Annotated in this window: 15 protein-coding genes and 1 other annotated feature; of the genes, 11 read left to right on the top strand and 4 right to left on the bottom strand. The window is 45.2% G+C overall.

All coding sequences use genetic code 11. The features are described from left to right. Window positions 1-187: 187 nt before the first annotated feature. The 8 genes from pheS to GT1_RS20325 all read left to right on the top strand — a co-directional run bounded on the left by pheS (window position 188) and on the right by GT1_RS20325 (window position 11,285). Window positions 188-1,210, top strand: coding sequence for a phenylalanine--tRNA ligase subunit alpha (pheS, locus tag GT1_RS20290; RefSeq protein WP_075755525.1), 1,023 nt, complete (start codon window positions 188-190; stop codon window positions 1,208-1,210). 22 nt (window positions 1,211-1,232) lie between these two features. Then, on the top strand, window positions 1,233-3,662 hold the full coding sequence (pheT, locus tag GT1_RS20295; protein ID WP_188400236.1) for a phenylalanine--tRNA ligase subunit beta: 2,430 nt from the start codon (window positions 1,233-1,235) through the stop codon (window positions 3,660-3,662). A gap of 147 nt (window positions 3,663-3,809) precedes the next feature. Next, window positions 3,810-4,064 carry a cell division protein ZapA gene (locus tag GT1_RS20300; RefSeq protein ID WP_075755527.1) on the top strand — a complete coding sequence of 85 codons (255 nt, stop codon included), beginning with the start codon at window positions 3,810-3,812 and terminating at the stop codon, window positions 4,062-4,064. Window positions 4,065-4,135: 71 nt separating this feature from the next. Further along, a complete protein-coding gene (locus GT1_RS20305; protein ID WP_188400237.1) occupies window positions 4,136-4,807 on the top strand; it encodes a DUF421 domain-containing protein in 672 nt (223 codons plus the stop codon). 121 nt (window positions 4,808-4,928) lie between these two features. Further along, window positions 4,929-5,843 carry an alkaline phosphatase family protein gene (locus tag GT1_RS20310; protein WP_188400238.1) on the top strand — a complete coding sequence of 305 codons (915 nt, stop codon included), beginning with the start codon at window positions 4,929-4,931 and terminating at the stop codon, window positions 5,841-5,843. Next, window positions 5,827-8,328 (top strand): DUF3656 domain-containing protein, encoded by a 2,502-nt coding sequence (locus tag GT1_RS20315; protein ID WP_223226401.1) that lies wholly within the window; start codon window positions 5,827-5,829, stop codon window positions 8,326-8,328. The genes GT1_RS20310 and GT1_RS20315 overlap by 17 nt, the downstream gene beginning before the upstream one ends. Before the next feature lie 11 nt (window positions 8,329-8,339). Continuing rightward, complete coding sequence (locus GT1_RS20320) at window positions 8,340-10,709, top strand: endonuclease MutS2 (RefSeq protein WP_188400240.1); 2,370 nt, start codon at window positions 8,340-8,342, stop codon at window positions 10,707-10,709. A 45-nt stretch (window positions 10,710-10,754) separates the two neighbouring features. After that, entirely contained in the window at window positions 10,755-11,285 is a 531-nt protein-coding gene (locus GT1_RS20325) for a ferredoxin domain-containing protein (protein WP_188400241.1), read from the top strand. A 133-nt stretch (window positions 11,286-11,418) separates the two neighbouring features. On the opposite strand, the gene GT1_RS20330 is transcribed toward GT1_RS20325, so the two are convergent. Next, entirely contained in the window at window positions 11,419-12,036 is a 618-nt protein-coding gene (locus GT1_RS20330; RefSeq protein ID WP_188400242.1) for a hypothetical protein, read from the bottom strand. Between the two features lie 12 nt (window positions 12,037-12,048). Continuing rightward, a complete protein-coding gene (locus tag GT1_RS20335) occupies window positions 12,049-12,369 on the bottom strand; it encodes a YbaB/EbfC family nucleoid-associated protein (RefSeq protein ID WP_075755534.1) in 321 nt (106 codons plus the stop codon). 130 nt (window positions 12,370-12,499) lie between these two features. Here GT1_RS20335 and GT1_RS20340 point away from each other — a divergent pair, with 130 nt between their 5' ends. Then, window positions 12,500-12,901: a hypothetical protein gene (locus GT1_RS20340; protein WP_075755535.1), complete on the top strand. Its 402-nt coding sequence runs from the start codon at window positions 12,500-12,502 to the stop codon at window positions 12,899-12,901. Between the two features lie 584 nt (window positions 12,902-13,485). On the opposite strand, the gene GT1_RS20345 is transcribed toward GT1_RS20340, so the two are convergent. Next, entirely contained in the window at window positions 13,486-15,687 is a 2,202-nt protein-coding gene (locus GT1_RS20345; RefSeq protein WP_188400243.1) for a transglycosylase domain-containing protein, read from the bottom strand. A 253-nt stretch (window positions 15,688-15,940) separates the two neighbouring features. Then, window positions 15,941-16,170: a binding site (T-box leader), on the top strand. 67 nt (window positions 16,171-16,237) lie between these two features. On the opposite strand from GT1_RS20345, the gene tyrS reads away from it, so the two are divergent. Then, window positions 16,238-17,455 (top strand): tyrosine--tRNA ligase, encoded by a 1,218-nt coding sequence (gene tyrS, locus GT1_RS20350; protein ID WP_188400244.1) that lies wholly within the window; start codon window positions 16,238-16,240, stop codon window positions 17,453-17,455. Window positions 17,456-17,509: 54 nt separating this feature from the next. Here the strand turns inward: tyrS and GT1_RS20355 are convergent, their stop codons facing one another. Next, window positions 17,510-17,839 (bottom strand): small, acid-soluble spore protein, alpha/beta type, encoded by a 330-nt coding sequence (locus tag GT1_RS20355; protein WP_223226402.1) that lies wholly within the window; start codon window positions 17,837-17,839, stop codon window positions 17,510-17,512. 137 nt (window positions 17,840-17,976) lie between these two features. Between GT1_RS20355 and yunB the strand changes: the two genes are divergently transcribed. Further along, a complete protein-coding gene (gene yunB, locus GT1_RS20360) occupies window positions 17,977-18,678 on the top strand; it encodes a sporulation protein YunB (RefSeq protein ID WP_075755538.1) in 702 nt (233 codons plus the stop codon). The last annotated feature ends 383 nt before the right edge of the window (window positions 18,679-19,061 follow it).

A 19,061-nucleotide genomic window follows, 5' to 3' on the forward strand; every position in this document is an offset into this window, starting at 1 on the left:
CAGCGCTGAAACAGCTGACAGAAGTTCACTTCTGAGTATCTGGGCTGAAGGGATAGGCTATTCTGTGTAGGTCCGGCGTTTTTTCCGCGTTACAGGAAATCGAGTGTAATTAGGGTGGTACCGCGAAGTCAAGACTTTCGCCCCTTGGGGCTGGAAGTCTTTTTATTTTTATTTTTAGGAGGATCATATGGAACAAGAGCTTAATTCATTAAGAGAAACAGCTCTTAAGGAGCTGTCGGAAGTTACCGCAAAAGAGGCGCTTAATGACCTAAAAGTCAAATACCTTGGAAAAAAAGGATTGCTCACAGGTATGCTGCGTGGTCTGGGAGCATTGAGTCCGGAAGAACGGCCACGGGTAGGACAGGTCGTTAATGACATCAGAAATGAACTGGAAGCCATTATCGCTACTAAACTTGAGGCTACAAAACAAGCCGAACTGGCTCAGAAACTGGCGTCAGAGAGCATTGACGTTACTTTGCCGGGGCGGCACGCCGGTCTTGGACACTTACACCCGTTAACGCTGACGTTGAATCGGATTAAAGATACTTTTATGCGCATGGGTTTTGAAGTTGCCGAAGGCCCGGAAGTGGAAAAGGATTACTATAACTTTGAGGCGCTCAATCTGCCTCAAGACCACCCGGCTCGCGATATGCAAGATTCCTTTTATATCACGAAAGAGTTTTTGCTCAGAACCCATACCTCACCTGTACAAGTACGGACAATGCAGGCGGCTGAGCCCAATCAACCCATCCGCATCATTGCTCCGGGTAAAGTATACCGGCGGGATTATGATGCCACCCATTCACCGATGTTCCAGCAGGTAGAAGGTTTAGTCGTGGACCAGGGTATAAGTTTTGCCGATTTAAAAGGTACTCTGGAACTTTTCTCCAAAGAAATTTTTGGTAACAGGGTTAATGTACGCTTCCGCCCCAGCTTTTTTCCGTTTACCGAACCAAGTGCCGAAGTGGATATCTCCTGTGTTATGTGCGACGGTAAAGGCTGTCGTGTGTGTTCAGGCACAGGCTGGCTGGAAATTTTAGGTTCAGGCATGGTTCACCCGCGTGTTCTGGAGATGAGCAATTTTGATCCGGGTAAAGTGAGTGGTTTTGCCTTTGGTATGGGTGTAGAGCGTATTGCCATGCTTACCTATGGTATTGATGACCTCAGACTATTTTTTGATAATGATATACGCTTTTTACGTCAATTTTAAAGGCAGGTAAAGGAGGAAAGTTATGAGAGCGTCAATAAAATGGCTTCAAGACTATGTTGAAATTAAAGAAACACCGGAAAAACTGGCAGACATGCTGACTATGGCCGGTATTCCTGTCGAAGCTGTGGAACGATTAGGACAAAATATATCAGGTGTAGTTACCGGTAAAGTGCTGGAGATTGTCCCCCATCCTGATGCAGATAAATTATCGGTATGCAAAGTCGACATTGGTGCCGAAGTGGTTACCATCGTGACCGGAGCTACCAACGTCCGGCAGGACAATATCGTTCCTGTAGCCACCGTTGGAGCTTCTTTGCCTAACGGGATGAGTATTAAACCGACAAAACTCCGGGGGCTGTTGTCCAGTGGGATGTTATGCTCGACAGAAGAGCTGGCTATTGACAACAAACTGGTGTCCCCTGAGGCTAGAAACGGCATTTATATTCTGCCTGCAGACACGGAAATCGGTATAGATATTCGTACAGCCCTGGGGCTGGACGATGTTGTGCTTGAGTTTGAACTTACTGCTAACAGAGCCGACTGCTTCAGCATTATTGGCATTGCCCGGGAGATTGCCGTGCTTACCGGTGCTTCTTTGAAAAAACCAATGCTTAATTTAAAAGAAGCAGGTACAGAAAAGGCTAACAGTATGACCAGTATACAGATAGAGGATTCCGATCTTTGTTCACGGTTTGCCGCAAGAATCTTAACCAATATTAAAGTAGGGCCATCACCTGCCTGGATGCAGCACAGAATTCAGGCTGCCGGTATGCGGCCGATTAACAATGTTGTTGATGTGACCAATTTTGTTATGCTGGAATTAGGTCAGCCGATGCATGCTTATGATTATAATCTGTTGGCGCGTCATAGCCTGATTGTCCGCAAACCCAACCCGGGTGAAAAACTGACTACCCTTGATGGAGTTAAGCGGGAACTTGCTCCTGACATGCTGGTGATTGCCGATGCTGTACAAGCTGTTGGCATCGCCGGGGTAATGGGCGGGCTGGCTACTGAGGTTACGGCCAATACCCAAAATGTCTTGCTGGAAGCCGCCTCGTTTAAAGGAGCAAGTATTCGCCGCACCTCCCGGGCCTTAGGACTTCGCTCGGAAGCATCCGGACGTTTTGAACGCGGTGTAGACACGGCTAATGTTATTAAGGCTCTTGACCGGGCTGCCACACTGCTTGAAGATATGGGAGCCTGCCAGGTGTGCCCGGGTATTGTTGATACGTATCCTGAGATGCAGCTGCCTAAGCAAATTGTTTTTACTCCGAAGCAAATTAACAGCTATCTTGGTACCAATATACCGGCAAATGCAATTGTTGATATACTAAAACGTCTGGAGTTCGAGGTTGATGCCGGTCCGGAAAAAATTACAGTGACTGTGCCGACCTGGCGTGGTGATGTAACTTTGCCGGCCGATATTTGTGAGGAAATTGCCAGGATTTATGGCTATCACAATGTGCCGTCCACGACACCGGCAGGCAGTATGTTGCAAGGCAAACAGAATTATTCTCAGAACCTTGTCGACAAAGTGAAGACCGTCCTGACAGGCAGTGGTTTTTCGGAAATTATTTCCCTGAGCTTTTCTCATCCGGATACCTTTGATAAACTAAATATTCCTGCCGACAGCCGACTGCGCCAGGCTATTGAGGTTTTAAACCCTATTACCGATGATTTCCCGATTTTGCGTACAACTTTACTGGGCGGCGTAATGGATACCATTGTCCGCAATCTTTCCCGCAAGAATGAAGATTTGAAAATATATGAAGTCGGAGCCGTATACTGCCCGGAAACCCTGCCGCTTAGTGACCTGCCACAGGAACCGCTGATGCTGTGTGGAGCTATGCTTGGCAAACGCCAGGCGATGGCCTGGAATCAGGGAAGAGATAATGTCGATTTCTTTGATGCCAAAGGTGCTGTCGAAGCGATCCTGGAAGGACTGGCAATTGCCGGTTATTCTGTAGCAATAGGCCAAAATCCATCACTGCACCCTGGAAAAACTGCGGTCATTCAAAAAGATGGCGATGTTCTGGGAGTGATTGGTGAAGTTCATCCGGCTGTTTTAGATGCTTACGCAATAACCAAGAAAGTCTATGTATTTGAATTGCATATTGCAGCATTGATCAAGCATGCCGCAATAAAACCGGATTATCAGTCCTTGCCCAAGTTTCCGGCAATCACCCGCGACCTGGCTGTTGTTTTACCTGAACATATCCCTGCCTGTGAGGTAACAGCTGCCATTATCACAAACGGCGGCTCCTTGCTTACTGCTGTTCAATTGTTTGATGTTTATACCGGCCAACAAGTAACCAAAGGGTTCCGCAGCCTGGCATTTTCACTTACTTTCCAGGCCAACGACCGGACACTGACAGATATCGAGATTGATGAATATTATAAAAAGATTGTTGCTGCGCTTGAAAGTACTTTTGCAGCTAAACTCCGGGAATAGTCCGGTGTGTCTCCCAAATAGGGAATGTATTTAAGGAATAATGCGAATTTAAGGCGGGTTATCCCGCCTTTTTCTTTTTTTTAGCAGGAATTAGTTTTTGGCTGGTAGAAGTATATTCTGCAGTAAATATTTAACTTCAGGTGGATTATGTCAGAAAAAAAAAGTAAGGTAACTGTTGAAATATACGGCGAAAGCTATGCATTGAAAGGCAATATTGAGCCGGAGCGAATTTTGCGTTTGGCAGCTATGCTGGATGAACGCATGAAAAAAACGGCTAAAGCCAATCTAAGACTGTCGCCCACTAAAATCGCCGTGTTGACAGCTTTAAATATTGCGGATGAATTTTTACGGTTAGAGCAAGATTATCTGGAACTCCTTGAGCTAATAAAAGAAGATAAATAAGGCTTACACAGTATGTGCGGTATAACACTCCTAAGTCATGTTAATAATACAGACAGAAAAGGAGTGATACCGTGTTCGACAGCGGTTCATTGGGGCCGGTTTTATTGCGCTTCATCGTATTATGTACTGTAGCATTAGTTGTTGTCAGGTTGATGGGCAACCGTACTGTAGGCCAGCTGTCGCCCTATGATTTTATCATTATGGTTGGCATTGGCGATATTATTGTTGCCGGGACTATGGACCAAGCTCCTACCTTGGGAGCAGGGATTTTGGTCTTGGTAGCATTGCTGCTGTTACAGCAATTAATGGGATATCTGGCATTGAAGAATAAAACCTTGCGAAAATGGTTTGAGGGCACACCGGTGACTTTGATTAAAGATGGACGTATTCTTAAAGAAAACTTTACGAAAACGAACTTTAATTACGATGATCTGCGGCAGGAGCTGCATAAAAAGGGTCTTGATATGTCCGACTTGAGCATCATAGAAACAGCCCGTCTGGAAAGCTGCGGCGAATTCACTATGGTTCGCACACCCGAAACGGAGCCGTTGACTAAAAAAGAATTTGAGAGTTATATCAAAAGCATTTATGACAATCCGCTGAGTCTGGCTGGAGAAAAGTGGACAAAACTTGAAAAATTTATGGATGACGTGGAGTTTCTGGCTAATCACTTGCGGGAGCAGCAGGCAGTCAGGAACGAGGCTGAGCAGAACCCGGCCGACAAAGAAAAAGAATTGCATTAATGAGAGGAAGGGATACCCCTTCTTCTTTCTTATGCGGTATACAGTCATTCTCATCCGGATTACCGTTTTTCCGGGGGTGGCGTGTTGCGGAGTATATAGGTAATAAAGGCGGTTTCCAGATATGAGGGTATTATTCATATTCATTGATGGTATTGGTTTAGGCAGACATGACCCGGTCATTAACCCACTGGTACGTTTTGGCTTGCACAGTATTGCATCCGGGTTTGGCGGGGCATTGACAGAGGAGCTGGGAGCGGTCCTGGTGTCTGATTGTGCTATGGTACCCATTGACACTACCCTGGGGGTGGAAGGATTACCGCAAAGTGCAACAGGGCAGGCTGCCATCCTTACCGGTCTGAATACTGCCAAAATCATGGGGCGTCACATACAGGCCTTTCCCGGACCTGAGTTGTCAAAAATCATTACCGATAATAATTTCATGAAAGAGCTGGTTGAAGACGGGCTTACGGCCACATCGGCTAATTTGTATCTGCCAGATTATTTTGAACTGGTGGCAAGGCGCAAACGCCGCCATTCAGCCATCACGCTGGCAGCGTTAAGTACCGGTATGTCCTTGAGGTCCCTGCCGGAAATCGATAGGGGACAGGCGGTATATCAGGATATTACCAATGAAATGCTAGGCAGCTTTGGTGTGGATATTCCGCCGGTAACACCAAGGCAGGCTGCCCGTAATTTGATTGCTATTTCCCAAAGCAATGCATTTACTATTTTTGAATATTTTCAAACAGACCGGGCAGGTCATAAGCAGGATTGGCATTATGCGCAAAGAATTTTGCAGATACTTGATGAGTTTATTGGGGCTGTTCGCGAGTTGTTGCCTGCAGACACTTTGCTGTTGATAACCAGTGATCATGGAAATTTCGAAGATATGGGGGTAAAAACCCATACCGTCAATAAGGTACCGTTTATTGCCATCGGTGCCGGAGCACAAAAGATGGCAGAAGGTATCAACAATTTATCAGATATTGCTCCGGCAATACTAGCGGTTTTAAGGAAGGATGATTTGCGTGATTGAATTACTTGCGCCTGTTGGCAGCAAAGAGGCTTTGGTTGCAGCAGTGGAAAGTGGGGCAAATGCCGTTTATCTTGGCGGCAAGATGTTCGGTGCCAGACACTATGCACCGAATTTTACTGATGAGGAATTGACTGAAGCCGTACGTTTCGCTCATTTGCGCGGCGTAGCGGTATTGGTTACTGTTAATACATTGCTGGATGATAGTGAATTGCCATTACTGGTTGATTATTTGCGGCATTTATACGAAATAGGTGTTGATGCCATTATTGTGCAGGATTTAGGGGTAGCAGTAGTAGCCAAAAAGGTAGTTCCTAATCTGCCGCTGCATGCCAGTACGCAGATGACAGCTCATAATTTGGCAGGCGTTGATTTTCTGGCTGCTATGGGTTTTAAAAGAGTAGTACTGGCCCGGGAGTTGTCACTTGCAGATATTGAATATATTTGCAAGAATACTACTGTCGAGATCGAGACATTTATTCATGGTGCATTATGCATTTCTTATTCGGGACAATGCCTGATGAGCAGCCTGATTGGCGGCCGCAGCGGCAATCGCGGCCGCTGTGCCCAGCCTTGCCGCCTGCCTTACACGCTTGTTGATGCAGCGGGAAAGGATGCGTTGCTGCAGGCCGATGCCGGGGCCTATTTGCTCAGCCCAAAGGATTTTAACACTATAGAAGTATTACCACAGTTAATTGAGGCCGGTGTAACTTCTTTTAAAATTGAGGGGCGGATGAAACGGCCGGAATATGTTGCTGTTGTTGTTGATGCCTACCGGCGTTCCATTGACAGCTATCAGGCCTGTCAGGCCGATTATACTGTCAGTGAGCAAGACAAAAAAGATTTGGCGCAAATTTTTAACCGTGACTTTACTACCGCCCATCTTTACGGTAAAAACGGACGGGCGATGATGAGCGACCGGCGTCCCAATAACCGTGGTGTCCGGGTAGGCCGGGTGCTTGAGTATAAGCCGGCCAATAAAACAGCTGTCATCAAACTGGACGAGTCGCTTGCCATTGGCGATATTGTTGAGTTTTGGGTTAAAGTCGGCGGCCGGGTCAATGTTACGATTACTGCTATGACGGTTGACGGCAAAGCAGTTACGGAAGCTAAGGCCCATACGGCGGTCACAATTCCGGTAAGTTCACCTGTGCGTGACAACGACAGAGTGTTTAAGGTCTTTGATGCCGCTTTAATGGAACGGGCCAGAGCCTGCTTTAACAGAGCCGATGCCTTTAGGCGTATACCTGTTGATGCTGCCGTGACTGTTGCCGAAGGCAGTCCGCTGGTTATAACGCTGCAAGATTCCGAAGGATTTACCGGTCAGGCAGCAACGGCTTTTATTGCCGAAAAAGCGCTAAAAAGACCGCTTACTCCCGATACGGTTATGAAACAAATCGAACGTCTCGGGACTACCGTTTTTAGCTTGCGACAACTGGACTGCCATATCCAGGGTGAAGTAATGGTGCCTGTCAGCGAGATTAATGATGCCAGACGCCGGGCGGTAGAAGAGCTGGAAGCCGCACGGCTTGCTAAGTTTTACCGGCAGCCGCTGCCGCAGGACAAGTCCATTATGAGTGTACAGCCGCAGGTGCGTACGGTAAACCCGGAGAATAGACCCGAACTTGTGGTAAATGTGGATGCCGTTGACAAAGTCAGGGCGGCTGTGGATAATGGTGCTGATATTGTTATGTTTGGCGGAGAGTGCTTTGGTAACCGGCCGTTAGCTGCCGAAGATTATTATGCGGCAGCGGCCTATTGCCAAAGCCATAGCCGTAAAATTATCTTCAATACGCCGCGGCTCTTGAATCAGGGTCAAATGCAAGAGTTACAAGAACATGTCGCACTATTTAACGAGATTAATCCTATGGCCATAGGTGTTGGCAATATAGGAACCTTACACCTCTTCCGGGACAGGATACCGCTTCACGGCGATTATCCCTTGAATATATATAACAGTGTTGCTGCGGGCTATGTAAGCAATACCGGCCTGGCTAGCCTAACCTTATCGCCTGAGCTTAATTTTGCTCAAATTGAGGAACTGGCAGCAAAAAAACTTGCTCCTATTGAATGCTTAGTACATGGTTATCTGACACTTATGATTTCCGATTATTGCCTGGTGGGGAGTTTTTTAGGAGGTTCTGATATTCAAAAGTGCGGCAAGGCCTGTTTGCGCGGTCAGTTTTGGCTGAAAGACAGAATGAATGAATTATTCCCGGTTGCCACTGACCAATTTTGCCGGATGCACATTTTGAATGCTAAAGAACTGTCCATGCTGCCGCATGTACCCCGGTTAATGCGGGCCGGTATTAGCCGGCTCCGGTTTGAAGCCAAATACAGCCCGGTCCAGGAGGTTGCCCGTGTAACCCGGCTATACCGGGAACTGATCGATCAGGGAGAGCGGCATCCGTTGCTGGTACAAGACAAAATTACTGCCGCGGAGCACGAAAATATTACCAGAGGTCATTATTTCCGCGGAGTATTATAGAGGAGAGTTATATGGAAGTATCGGTTTTTACAACTTTGGAGTTTAATAAAATCAGGGACATGCTGGCTGAACGCACAGGCTCTGTTATGGGGCGGGAGCTGGCCGAGAGTATAATACCTGTAAATGATGCCGGTGAAGTAGAGATTAGGCTGGCCGAGACGGCTGAAGCCCGTACGGTCATGAACCAGGTATCTGCTGTGCCGCTTGGGGGAATTCGCGATGTGCGTGCCGGTATAAAAAGGGCGGCTCTGGGTGCTATATTAGAGCCGCATGAGCTTTTAGCGGTAGCCTGCACCTTATATGCCGCCAGGCGGATGAAAAACTTTTTGGCCGAATTGCCTGTGGAGATACCACTGCTGGCTGCTATGGCCGGGCAGATAACCCTATTAAGAAATATTGAAACAACAATTGAAGCTACTGTTACTGAGCAAGGTACTATCCGGGACGATGCCAGCGGTGAATTATTAAAAATACGCCGCGAAATAAGACAATCCCAAAGCCGTGTCAAAGAGCGGCTGGACAGTATCCTGCGATCAGGCGAATATCAAAAATACTTTCAGGATGCATTAGTGACAATGCGCGGTGATAGATATGTAATTCCGATCAAACAAGAATTCCGCAATAATTTTCCGGGCATTGTTCATGATCAGTCGTCCAGTGGCGCCACTTTATTTATTGAGCCTATGGCCATAGTAAATCTCAATAATGATATAAAACAGCTTATGTCTGCGGAAAAGAATGAGATTGAACGCATTCTAACCGTAGTTACCGGTCAAATAGCCAACGTAGCCGATGTTATCGAAGATAATCTTGCCCTCTTAGCCCGCTTGGATTTTATTTTTGCCAAAGCCAAACTAAGTATTGACATGCGGGCAGTGCAGCCGGTGATTAATGAGCAAGGACATGTTAACCTCATTCAGGCGCGTCATCCGCTTATCGCACCTGAAAATGTTGTGCCAATAGATGTCCGGCTGGGACGGCATTTTACTACTTTGCTTATTACCGGGCCAAATACCGGCGGTAAAACAGTAACTTTGAAAACTGTCGGGTTATTTGCACTGATGACGCAGTCCGGATTATTTATTCCGGCGGCCGCTGATTCTGAAATGCCGGTTATCGGGAATATCTTTGCCGATATTGGCGATGAACAGAGCATTGAACAGAGTCTCAGTACTTTCTCCGGTCATATGACTAATTTAGTTGGGATATTAAAAAAGGTAGCTGCAAACGACTTGGTGCTCATTGATGAAATCGGCGCAGGCACTGATCCCAGTGAGGGGGCCGCTTTGGCGATGGCAATCCTGGAGCATATGCACACAATTGGTGCAAAAACTATTGCAACAACCCATTATAGTGAATTGAAAACATTTGCTTATACCAGACATGGAATAGAAAATGCCAGCGTAGAATTTGATATACAGACACTGCGTCCCACCTACCGATTGTTAATAGGCATACCTGGCAGCAGTAATGCTTTTGCGATAAGTCAGCGCCTGGGGTTGTCCGAGAGTATCATTGGTCGCGCTAAAGAGTTAATTAACAAAGAACATGCTGATTTTGAGACAGTTTTGCAAGCGTTGGAAGAACAGAAGAAATCGTATACGCTCAAGCTGGATGAAGTAAATCAAATGAAGCAGGAATTAACTCAGGCGAAAGCAAAGGCACTGGAAACAGAACGCCTGCTTGCCGAAAAAAAGTCGGTGACATTAGCCAAAGCGCAGGAAGAGGCAGCGGCTGTCGTTCGACAGGCCAGGCGCAGCGCCGAAGAAATTATTAGTGAGTTAAAAGCCCAGTTTTCCGAACATAGTGGGCGGGAAAGGCAGTCTGCCATTGAAACTGCCCGCCGAAAACTAAAGAGCATGAGCAATGAGGTTAATACCCTGGACTTGGATGAGGGCGAAGAGTCCGAGGTGTCGGCAGACATGCTTCACCCGGGAATGAATGTGTATATTACTACATTAAAACAAAAAGGGGAAGTATTGGCCGTAAGCATGGCAGACGTGACTGTGCAACTGGGAGCGTTAAAGCTTACAGTACCATTAACTTCCTGCCGGCTGCTGGCGGAAGAGTCCCCGCATAAAACCAAACCAAAAGCGGCTAATGCCGGTAAACCTGCTGTCATGACCCGGGTTGCAACGGCAGCAAGACAAATTGACCTTCGTGGTATGACGATTGAAGAAGCTGAGACCACTCTTGATAAATATCTTGATGAAGCTGTACTGGCAGGTCTGCATGAAGTGCTCATTATTCACGGCAAGGGTACCGGCGCATTAAGAAAGGGCGTAAGAAGCTATCTTGAGAACCATTCGCATATTATTCAAATTCGTATAGCCGAACTTAATGAAGGCGGCACCGGCGCTACCGTAGCCAGGCTGTCTTAGCATAAGGAAGGCTTGAAGAATATTTATTTGTGGAGGAGAAGACAAATGATTATTCAAAGTAAGGAAATGGAGCAGCGCGCCCTGGAGCAGGTTGCCGAGCTAATGGGCGCTGCTGCCCGGACGGCGCCTAAAGGACGGGGAATAGACAATTTAGTAGTCATGGTTGTCAAAGGCAGAACGAAAGATCAATTGGTCGAAGAAATGAAGAAAATTGCGCATGTAAGTGGCGCCCAGTTTTTCGAACGCGATGCTGCCTGTTTAGAAAAAACACAGCTGGCTATTCTTATGGGCCAAAAAGTCAAGCCCATGGGGGTGCACCCCTGCGGCTACTGCGGGTATGCCAACTGTAAAGAGAATACTGAAAAAGCAGGGCTTTGTGCGATCAGTGTGGGGGATCTGGGCATTGCACTGGGATCGGCTGTCAGTGTGGCTGCCTTGCATCATATTGATAACAGAATTATGTTTTCTATTGGCCGGGCGGCACTCAATCTGGATATATTCGGGGAAGATGTTCAGATTGCTTACGGAATTCCGCTAAGTGTTTCCGGAAAAAGTCCGTTTTTTGACAGAGGATGAATTATTCATACAAAAAAACTGGGAATTATTCACATGAATGATTCCCAGTTTTTTTGTTTTGTTAGCAGTGTGACTGTCTTCCATATGGGCTTGCACTTTTTCCTGCGTCTTGGTGCAAGTCGCCTTTTACGGTTTAAAAGTTGTTTTTCCAATTTAGATACCGTCCATAGGTTTTTCCGTCTGCTTCCTCGCTATCTTCGCCATTTTGCGGCGGTAAGGACCGCTCTTTTGGCGGCGCAGCCTGCTGTGCGGTGGCGGCTTGAGCGGCAGGTGCTTCAGCTTCGGCCGGTTGTTTGGGTAATTCCGTTTTAGGTTCTGACTTAGTTTCATTCTTAGGCTTTTCTTGTGAATTGCTGCCGCTACCAAGACCAAGACCGCCAAGATTGTTTAATAATCCCAGAACACTGCCCATAGTGCCGGGATTGAGTTTTGATTTTAGCTGCGGGTTGTTTAACAACGGCAGAAGGGACATTAACGTATCTGGTGATAGTCCGCCGCCAGCACCACTGTCGCCACCGCCTTTTGTCAATTCACCCAGTAGTTTATGTAGAGGATTACTGTTGGCCGCAGTTTGAGTTTGTTGTGGCATATTGGTAGTATGGCCACGGTTAACTATAGAAAATAGGCATAACAGTGATAAAACAGTTACCAGGTTATCGAGCCCTGCTCCAGAGGTAACACTGGCATCAAGCATTCGGTTTATTGAGCCGAGTAGCGACGAAGACCCAGTGGTGTCAGTGTCATTCGGCATAAGAACGCCTCCTTAAAACATGCCGGGAATTTTAGGCAGGTTCAAATCGGTAGCCAGTTTGCCCATAGCGGCTTGATTCAAATCACGTGATTTCGATAATGCATTATTTATTGTTGCTAATAATAAATCCTGTAATAATGCAGCGTTATCGGCGTTTAGATATTTGCTGTTTAATTGAATTGCAACAACTTCTTGCTGACCATTGACAGTTATTTTAATAACATCGCCGCTTGATACTTCAATACGTTCTTGTTTGAGCCCTTCCTGAACAGTATCAACATTTTGCTGAACCTTTTTTACCATTTCCATAATGTTACCGAACTGTTCAAACACTAGCTATGCACCTCCTATATTTCTATCTAATTTATTCAGTTAAACTAATTTTGTGAGTGTCCAAACTCCAAATACACCGATATTTCATATATTGGATTAGAAAAATCATTTGTGAAGGGTGGTGGAAATTGTGCGCGTGCGAAAATATCGCCAAAACGCAGGGTTGCCGCCTGTAGAAAGGCCGGTAAAAGCAATGAAAGATCCTGTTGCAACAAATGAGCAGGCACCTGAAACTGTACCGGTGGTTTTGCCTGCCAAGACATCGCAGAAGCAGAAAAAGACTGGCTCACGCGGTCCGGCTGCGATGCTGAGAAAGATGATGCAAAACCCCAATCTCAATGTGCAGATGGTGGTCATACTCTTGACGTTGGCGTCAGAAAACTTTTCAATGGATAGACGAATTGATTCTATGTCGTCTACTGTAGATAAAATCCGCAATATTACCGATGTAATCGAAAATACTATGCAATCTGTTAAAGTTGCGAGTGAGGCTCCAAAACAAATCAGAAGGCTATTTGAAACGAAAAATTAGCAGTTAAATGTCAAGCCGGGTTAGTAACACTTCGAGTTAAAAATGTATATATTGAAGTAGAAGGGCGGGCGATACTTCGCCCTCATCACATAATTAAGGAGGTAGTTTACATGTCGCGGTGTGGATTTGGCGGTAATGGCTTTGGTGGTATTTGGATTATCATCATTATCTTATTACTCTTCTTTTTTGATGGTGATGACACTTGTCTATAATTACTCTACTTACTTACGTACATCCGGAACACGCTGAAAGGCGTGTTCTTAATTTATCCTGACAATAATACAACACCCGCATGCAACTGTAACTCCTGCTGAAAGTGACAAAAAAACGCAAAAATCATATATTACAGTAAAGAGGATAGCGCTCTTTACTGGCTATGAAAAAAGGAGGAAATATAAAATGGGACGTGGATTTGGCGGTGGCGGTTCTTTTGGAAACAGTTGGATCATTATCATCATTATTATCATTTTACTATTCTGGATGTGCTGTGATGACCAGGGAATTGCTGATTGCTAATATTCTATATTAATGTATATGCTTCAACGGAAAAAAACACGCGTGATTTTACGCGTGTTTTTTTAAAACTAATTTTTCTTGTTAGAATCAGTAGGTTTGGGCGGTGGCGGCGGTAGTGCCGGGTCAATGGTATTTTTGCTGTTCTTTGCCGGCGGTGGCGGTGGAATTTGCTCTGCTGTGTCCGAACCTTCGGTATTACCAGCCTGGGCTGGATTCTTACCATCATTGTTAGCAGTATTATCCTTGCCGTCTTTCTTATCGTTATCATCCTTGGTTGCAGTAACTGTCGAAACTTTGGTAGGTTGAGTGCCTTCGGCAAAAAGCTCATCACGGGCCTCTTTACTGGCGGCATCGTTGAGGAGTAAACCGTCCTGGGTGGATATTCTGGCGGTAACGATGCCGGAAGGCTTCACAAAATCACGGGCAACATATTTGGTGGAAGCTTCCCGCATAAAACTCTGCCAAATTGTTGCCGGTATTGTGCCGCCGGTGATGCCGCTCAGATAGTCGGCATTATCGTAACCCATCCAAACAGCTGCTGCTAAATCAGGCGTATACCCGACAAACCAGGCGTCCTTATAATCGCTGGTAGTACCGGTTTTTCCAGCTGCCGGACGGCCAAAGTAGGCACCTGCCCCGGTACCCTGATTAATAGCTCCCCGCAGCATATCTGTAAGCAGATATGCGCTTCGTTCATTGACAACTACCCTTTCACGGGGAAGGGTTTCTTCAATTACTTTACCATTGCGGTCGACAACTTTAATGATAGCTAGCGGCTCAACCCGTACGCCGCCATTTGCCAGCACTCCATAGGCACTGGCAATCTCCAGCGGGGTGACACCACGGGTAAGGCCACCTAATGACATGGCCAAATTGCGGTCATTGGTATTACCGGTAAGGACCAGTGTGGAGATACCCATTTGCTGTGCATAATATAACGTTTTGTCAATACCGACCTGCTGAGCTAATTTTACGGTTACAACATTTAGTGATTGCTCAAGGGCAGTACGCATAGTTACCGGACCGCGAAAGCGTCGATCGTAATTCATTGGCGACCAGCTGCCAAAGCTAATGGGTTTGTCATCAATAATGCTGGCCGGTGTAAAACCGCTTTCAAGAGCAGCCAGGTAAACAAACGGTTTAAAGGCAGAGCCCGGCTGGCGTTCGGCTAGTACTGCACGGTTAAACTGATCGTTTCCACGGCCGCCAACCATGGCTTTGATATGACCGTTATGAGGGTCAATAGCCACTAAAGCTCCTTGGGGTTGTTTGATGCCATTTTCAGTACGGCGCGTCGGCAGCAGTTGATTCATAGCCTGCTCTGCTGCGGTTTGCATTTCGATATCCAAAGAGGTATATACTTTCAAGCCGTCTTTATATACGGCATCTGCACCATATTTTTCGATAAGCAATTGCAATACATAATCGGTGAAATAGGAAGCAGTTGCAGTAGTAGTAGTGTTACGGTTAACCAGTTTTATTTCGGTGTTCTTGGCCTTTAAAGCGGTGGCCGAATCAATGTAATCATACTTAACCAGTTGGTCTAATACTACAGACTGCCGTTCTTTAGCCGCTTTTAAATTGCTGGAAGGGGAATAATAATTAGGACTCTTAGGTATGCCGGCAATCATAGCGCACTCAGCTAAATTCAAATCTTCAACATTTTTGCCAAAATAAATTTGAGCAGCTGTTTGCACGCCATAGGCACCTTGACCAAAATAAATTTGGTTCATATACATTTCTAATATTTCCTGCTTGCTGTATTGCCGCTCAATTTGCAAGGATAAGAAGGCTTCCTGGATTTTACGCTTAATTGTCTGATCTTGTGAAAGTAAAGCATTTCTGGCTAGCTGCTGGGTTATGGTACTGCCGCCTTCAGCTATACCGCGATTGGTTATATTAGACCAGATAGCTCGCAGGATACCCCGGGGATCAATACCACTATGCTGATAGAAACGGACATCTTCTGCTGCAATAAATGCATTTTGTAAATTTTTTGGTATCTTATTTATAGATACCGGCAACCGGTTTTCTACTGAATGGATGGTTGTTATGAGCTTCCCGTTTACATCAAAAATTTGGGAAGAGACAGCCGGACGTATTTCTCCCTTCAGGCTGGGAATAGTATGGATGCTGGCCGTCAAAAATCCAAGGCTTGCACCTGTTAACATAACTAAGAACACAAGTATGGCAATGATGGTAACTGCCCGGAAATTTTTCTTGGGACGCCGTCGGCCTGACTCTTTATTTTCGTTATTTTTATCTTGCATTGTTTCCTCCCCCTGCAAATTCACTTACATTTGCAGCTAAATATTATTGAAAAACAAAGTTAAAAGGATTTTGATTCGCTAATCATTATATCATAAAAACTATTGATAGGGTATTTCTTTGGTAATGGTTTGCAATATTAAAATTGTTATGTTATAATGCGGCATAAAAGTAGAAATTTTGTCTGAGATATCGAGAAATTTGACGCAAGATACTAGTACCTCAGGGATATAAAAATATACAGTATATTATATGTGAAATGTAATGAATAGGAGAAGTAAGTCAGAATGGTCTTTTAGAGAGCTGAGGGCTGGTGAAACTCAGTAGGCGGACTGGCTGAAATACACCTATGAACAGCAGGCTGAAAGTATGCAGCAGTAAGCCGGGCCGGAGCCACCGTTATATGGCTGGAAGTTTTTTAACTTCGCTTGAGTGGCTTATTGCAGCAACAAGGGTGGTACCACGGGTTTACTCCCGTCCCTGACAGGGGGCGGGTTTAATTTTTTTTACCGGCTGTGAAGTCCGGTAAACTCAATAGAGGAGGATGTAATCATGTCTGTCTTAGATATTCTTAAAGAGCGTGGATTTATTCAACAATTGACACATGAAGATGAAATTGCAGAGTTATTAGATAAGGAAAAAATTACTTTTTATATCGGTTTTGACCCTACGGCCGATAGTCTGCATGTTGGACATTTTCTGGGAATGATGGTGATGGCTCATATGCAACAGTCCGGCCACCGTCCTGTTTGTCTTATCGGTGGAGCAACGGCAATGATCGGTGATCCCTCCGGCAAGACAGATATGCGAAAAATGCTGACAAGAGAAGATATTGAACACAATGGCGAACGATTTAAAAAGCAAATGCAGCGTTTTATTGATTTTTCTGATGACAAAGCGTTGATGATGAATAATGCCGACTGGTTGTTGCAGCTGAATTATGTAGAATTTATTCGGGATATTGGCATCCATTTCTCCGTTAACCGTATGCTGACTGCCGAATGTTTCAAGCAGCGGATGGATAAAGGATTATCGTTCCTGGAGTTTAATTATATGTTGATGCAAGGCTATGACTTCCTGGAGCTTAACCGCCGGTGCAATTGTATTATGCAGATGGGCGGTGACGACCAATGGTCTAATATTTTGGCTGGCGCAGATCTTATCAGGCGTAAGGAGGGAAAACCGGCTTACGGCTTGACCTTCACATTACTGGCCACAAGTGACGGCCGGAAGATGGGCAAGACGGAGAAAGGGGCCCTATGGCTGGATGCTGAAAAGACCTCTCCCTATGATTTTTATCAGTACTGGCGCAATATCGATGACGCCGATGTAGAAAAATGTTTGGCGCTGCTGACATTTTTGCCGATGGATGAAGTCCGGCGGCTGGGCGCGCTTCAGGATAAAGAAATTAATACAGCTAAGAAAACACTTGCCTTTGAGGTAACGAAACTCATTCATGGTCAAGCAGAGGCCGAGAAAGCTCAACAAGCCGCCGAAGCATTATTTGGCGGAGCTGGAAGTTTGGAGAATGTACCAACAGTATCGATAGCCAGTACTCTGATCGGGACAAAACTGCTGGATGTTCTTGCCGGCACAGGCATTGTTGCATCCAAAAGCGAAGGGCGCCGACTCATTCAGCAAGGCGGACTTTATATTGGCGATATTAAGGTAGCTGATCCGGACTTTTTGCTTGCAGCAGATCTACTTGAGAATAACAGTCTGCTCATCCGTAAAGGCAAGAAGACATATCACCGTATTATAGTGGAATAAGCAGATCTGGCAGAAAATAAAAATTGGGTCGCAGCCGCGACCCAATTTTTATTTTCATGGTTTGTCTTCTAAATGTTTTTTGGAATCGTCTATAATTTCATCTTCGACAGGAGCCATCTGTGCTTCAGCCATCGAAACCAGTTTTTTTACCATTTGACCACCGATATGGCCGCCCATCTGACCACCTATTTTTCCTACCTCTTTGGTAGTCATATTCTCCCAGCCAACACTTTCTATTTTCTCCTTAAGTCCAAGTTCTTCCGCTACTTCAAGTTTTTTTTCTTCAAGAACACTTTCATAATTATCGGTGGTTATTTCTTTCTTCATCTCACGGCCAAGAGTTTCATTTGCCACTTGCAGCTTCAACTTTTCCAAACCATCCATATAATCACCTCGCATTTTTTTTTAGTATTCCCGCTTAACTAATTCCCATGAATATGATATTTAGTAACCGATAAACAGTCTTCGTCATATATATAATAATCAAACAGTGTTAGTGTGTTTCGAAGGAGGGGGGAGACATGCGGTTTTCCGTGCGGCGCAGACGTACAATACCACTCTTCCCAATAGCGTTGATAATAGCGGTAACCATAATGGTATTTTTTTTCTGGAAGGCTGAAACTCATTTAAAACCAACACTGATGGCTATTGCTGAGGCAAGGGCAACTCTTATTGCAACCCAAGCTATCAATAATGTTATTAATAATAGAGTCAGTCTCACAATTGACCCTAAAACCCTGCTAAATGTCACCTTAGATGAACGCGGGCGTGTGGTGCTGATTCAGCCTAATACTATGGAGTTCAACAGGCTGGGGGCTGATACTACTATTAAGGTTCAGGAAGCTCTGAAAGAAATAACGGAAGAAAAAATACGAATTCCCATCGGTCAGGTATTAGGCAGTCAATTTCTTGCCAGTATGGGGCCTAAAATCACGGTCACTATCATCCCGGTCGGTACAGTTCAGGTTAAAGTAATAGATAAGTTTGAGCAAGCCGGTATTAACCAAACCAGACACATGGTATACTTGGTCGCCACTACACAAGTTCGTATCGTGGTGCCCTTAGTCAGCCAAAGCGTTCGTGTTAATACACAAGTACCTATTGCCGAATACGTAATTGTTGGAGAAGTCCCCAATACTTATGTGCAATTTCCATTTCCACTTGAAGGAAATATATTTAATGGTGATACAGATAGCGGTAATGCCGGTCTAAAAATTAATTAACCAAGTTAAACGTGATTTAATTTCTGATGTATTACACTTGCCGATGCTGTTGACATGGGATAATCAATATGATAAGATGAATAACATCGATTCCGGACAAGGCGTATTATCTAAAGGGGCCTTGTGACGGCGTTCCCTGAAAACTGAACAATGTAAGTAATGCATCATAAAAGGCCAGATGTGCGGTGCTCAATGAGCACTTTATAAGCAGGAACACGGAATCTGTGATTCCGCTGTGATTGCTTAGTTAGATGTTTTACATCTAACATCAATTTCAAAATTTTATGAGCCACAAAAGGCTCCATCAATAAGGTAGTCACGTGTGACTTTGAACTTTTTTCTGTTGCGTCTGTTAAAGTGAATCATTCACACTATCAAGATAG

Origin of the sequence: Sporomusa sp. GT1, assembly GCF_014634905.1 — a bacterium.
GTDB classification, from domain to species: domain Bacteria; phylum Bacillota; class Negativicutes; order Sporomusales; family Sporomusaceae; genus Sporomusa; species Sporomusa sphaeroides.

What these genes read in the sequence shown, in the direction of transcription:
- pheS (WP_075755525.1), top strand. Translation starts at nt 188, where the DNA reads ATGGAACAAGAGCTTAATTCATTAAGAGAAACAGCTCTTAAGGAGCTG.
- pheT (WP_188400236.1), top strand. Translation starts at nt 1,233, where the DNA reads ATGAGAGCGTCAATAAAATGGCTTCAAGACTATGTTGAAATTAAAGAA.
- GT1_RS20300 (WP_075755527.1), top strand. Translation starts at nt 3,810, where the DNA reads ATGTCAGAAAAAAAAAGTAAGGTAACTGTTGAAATATACGGCGAAAGC.
- GT1_RS20310 (WP_188400238.1), top strand. Translation starts at nt 4,929, where the DNA reads ATGAGGGTATTATTCATATTCATTGATGGTATTGGTTTAGGCAGACAT.
- GT1_RS20315 (WP_223226401.1), top strand. Translation starts at nt 5,827, where the DNA reads ATGATTTGCGTGATTGAATTACTTGCGCCTGTTGGCAGCAAAGAGGCT.
- GT1_RS20320 (WP_188400240.1), top strand. Translation starts at nt 8,340, where the DNA reads ATGGAAGTATCGGTTTTTACAACTTTGGAGTTTAATAAAATCAGGGAC.
- GT1_RS20325 (WP_188400241.1), top strand. Translation starts at nt 10,755, where the DNA reads ATGATTATTCAAAGTAAGGAAATGGAGCAGCGCGCCCTGGAGCAGGTT.
- GT1_RS20330 (WP_188400242.1), bottom strand. Translation starts at nt 12,036, where the DNA reads ATGCCGAATGACACTGACACCACTGGGTCTTCGTCGCTACTCGGCTCA.
- GT1_RS20345 (WP_188400243.1), bottom strand. Translation starts at nt 15,687, where the DNA reads ATGCAAGATAAAAATAACGAAAATAAAGAGTCAGGCCGACGGCGTCCC.
- tyrS (WP_188400244.1), top strand. Translation starts at nt 16,238, where the DNA reads ATGTCTGTCTTAGATATTCTTAAAGAGCGTGGATTTATTCAACAATTG.
- GT1_RS20355 (WP_223226402.1), bottom strand. Translation starts at nt 17,839, where the DNA reads ATGGATGGTTTGGAAAAGTTGAAGCTGCAAGTGGCAAATGAAACTCTT.
- yunB (WP_075755538.1), top strand. Translation starts at nt 17,977, where the DNA reads ATGCGGTTTTCCGTGCGGCGCAGACGTACAATACCACTCTTCCCAATA.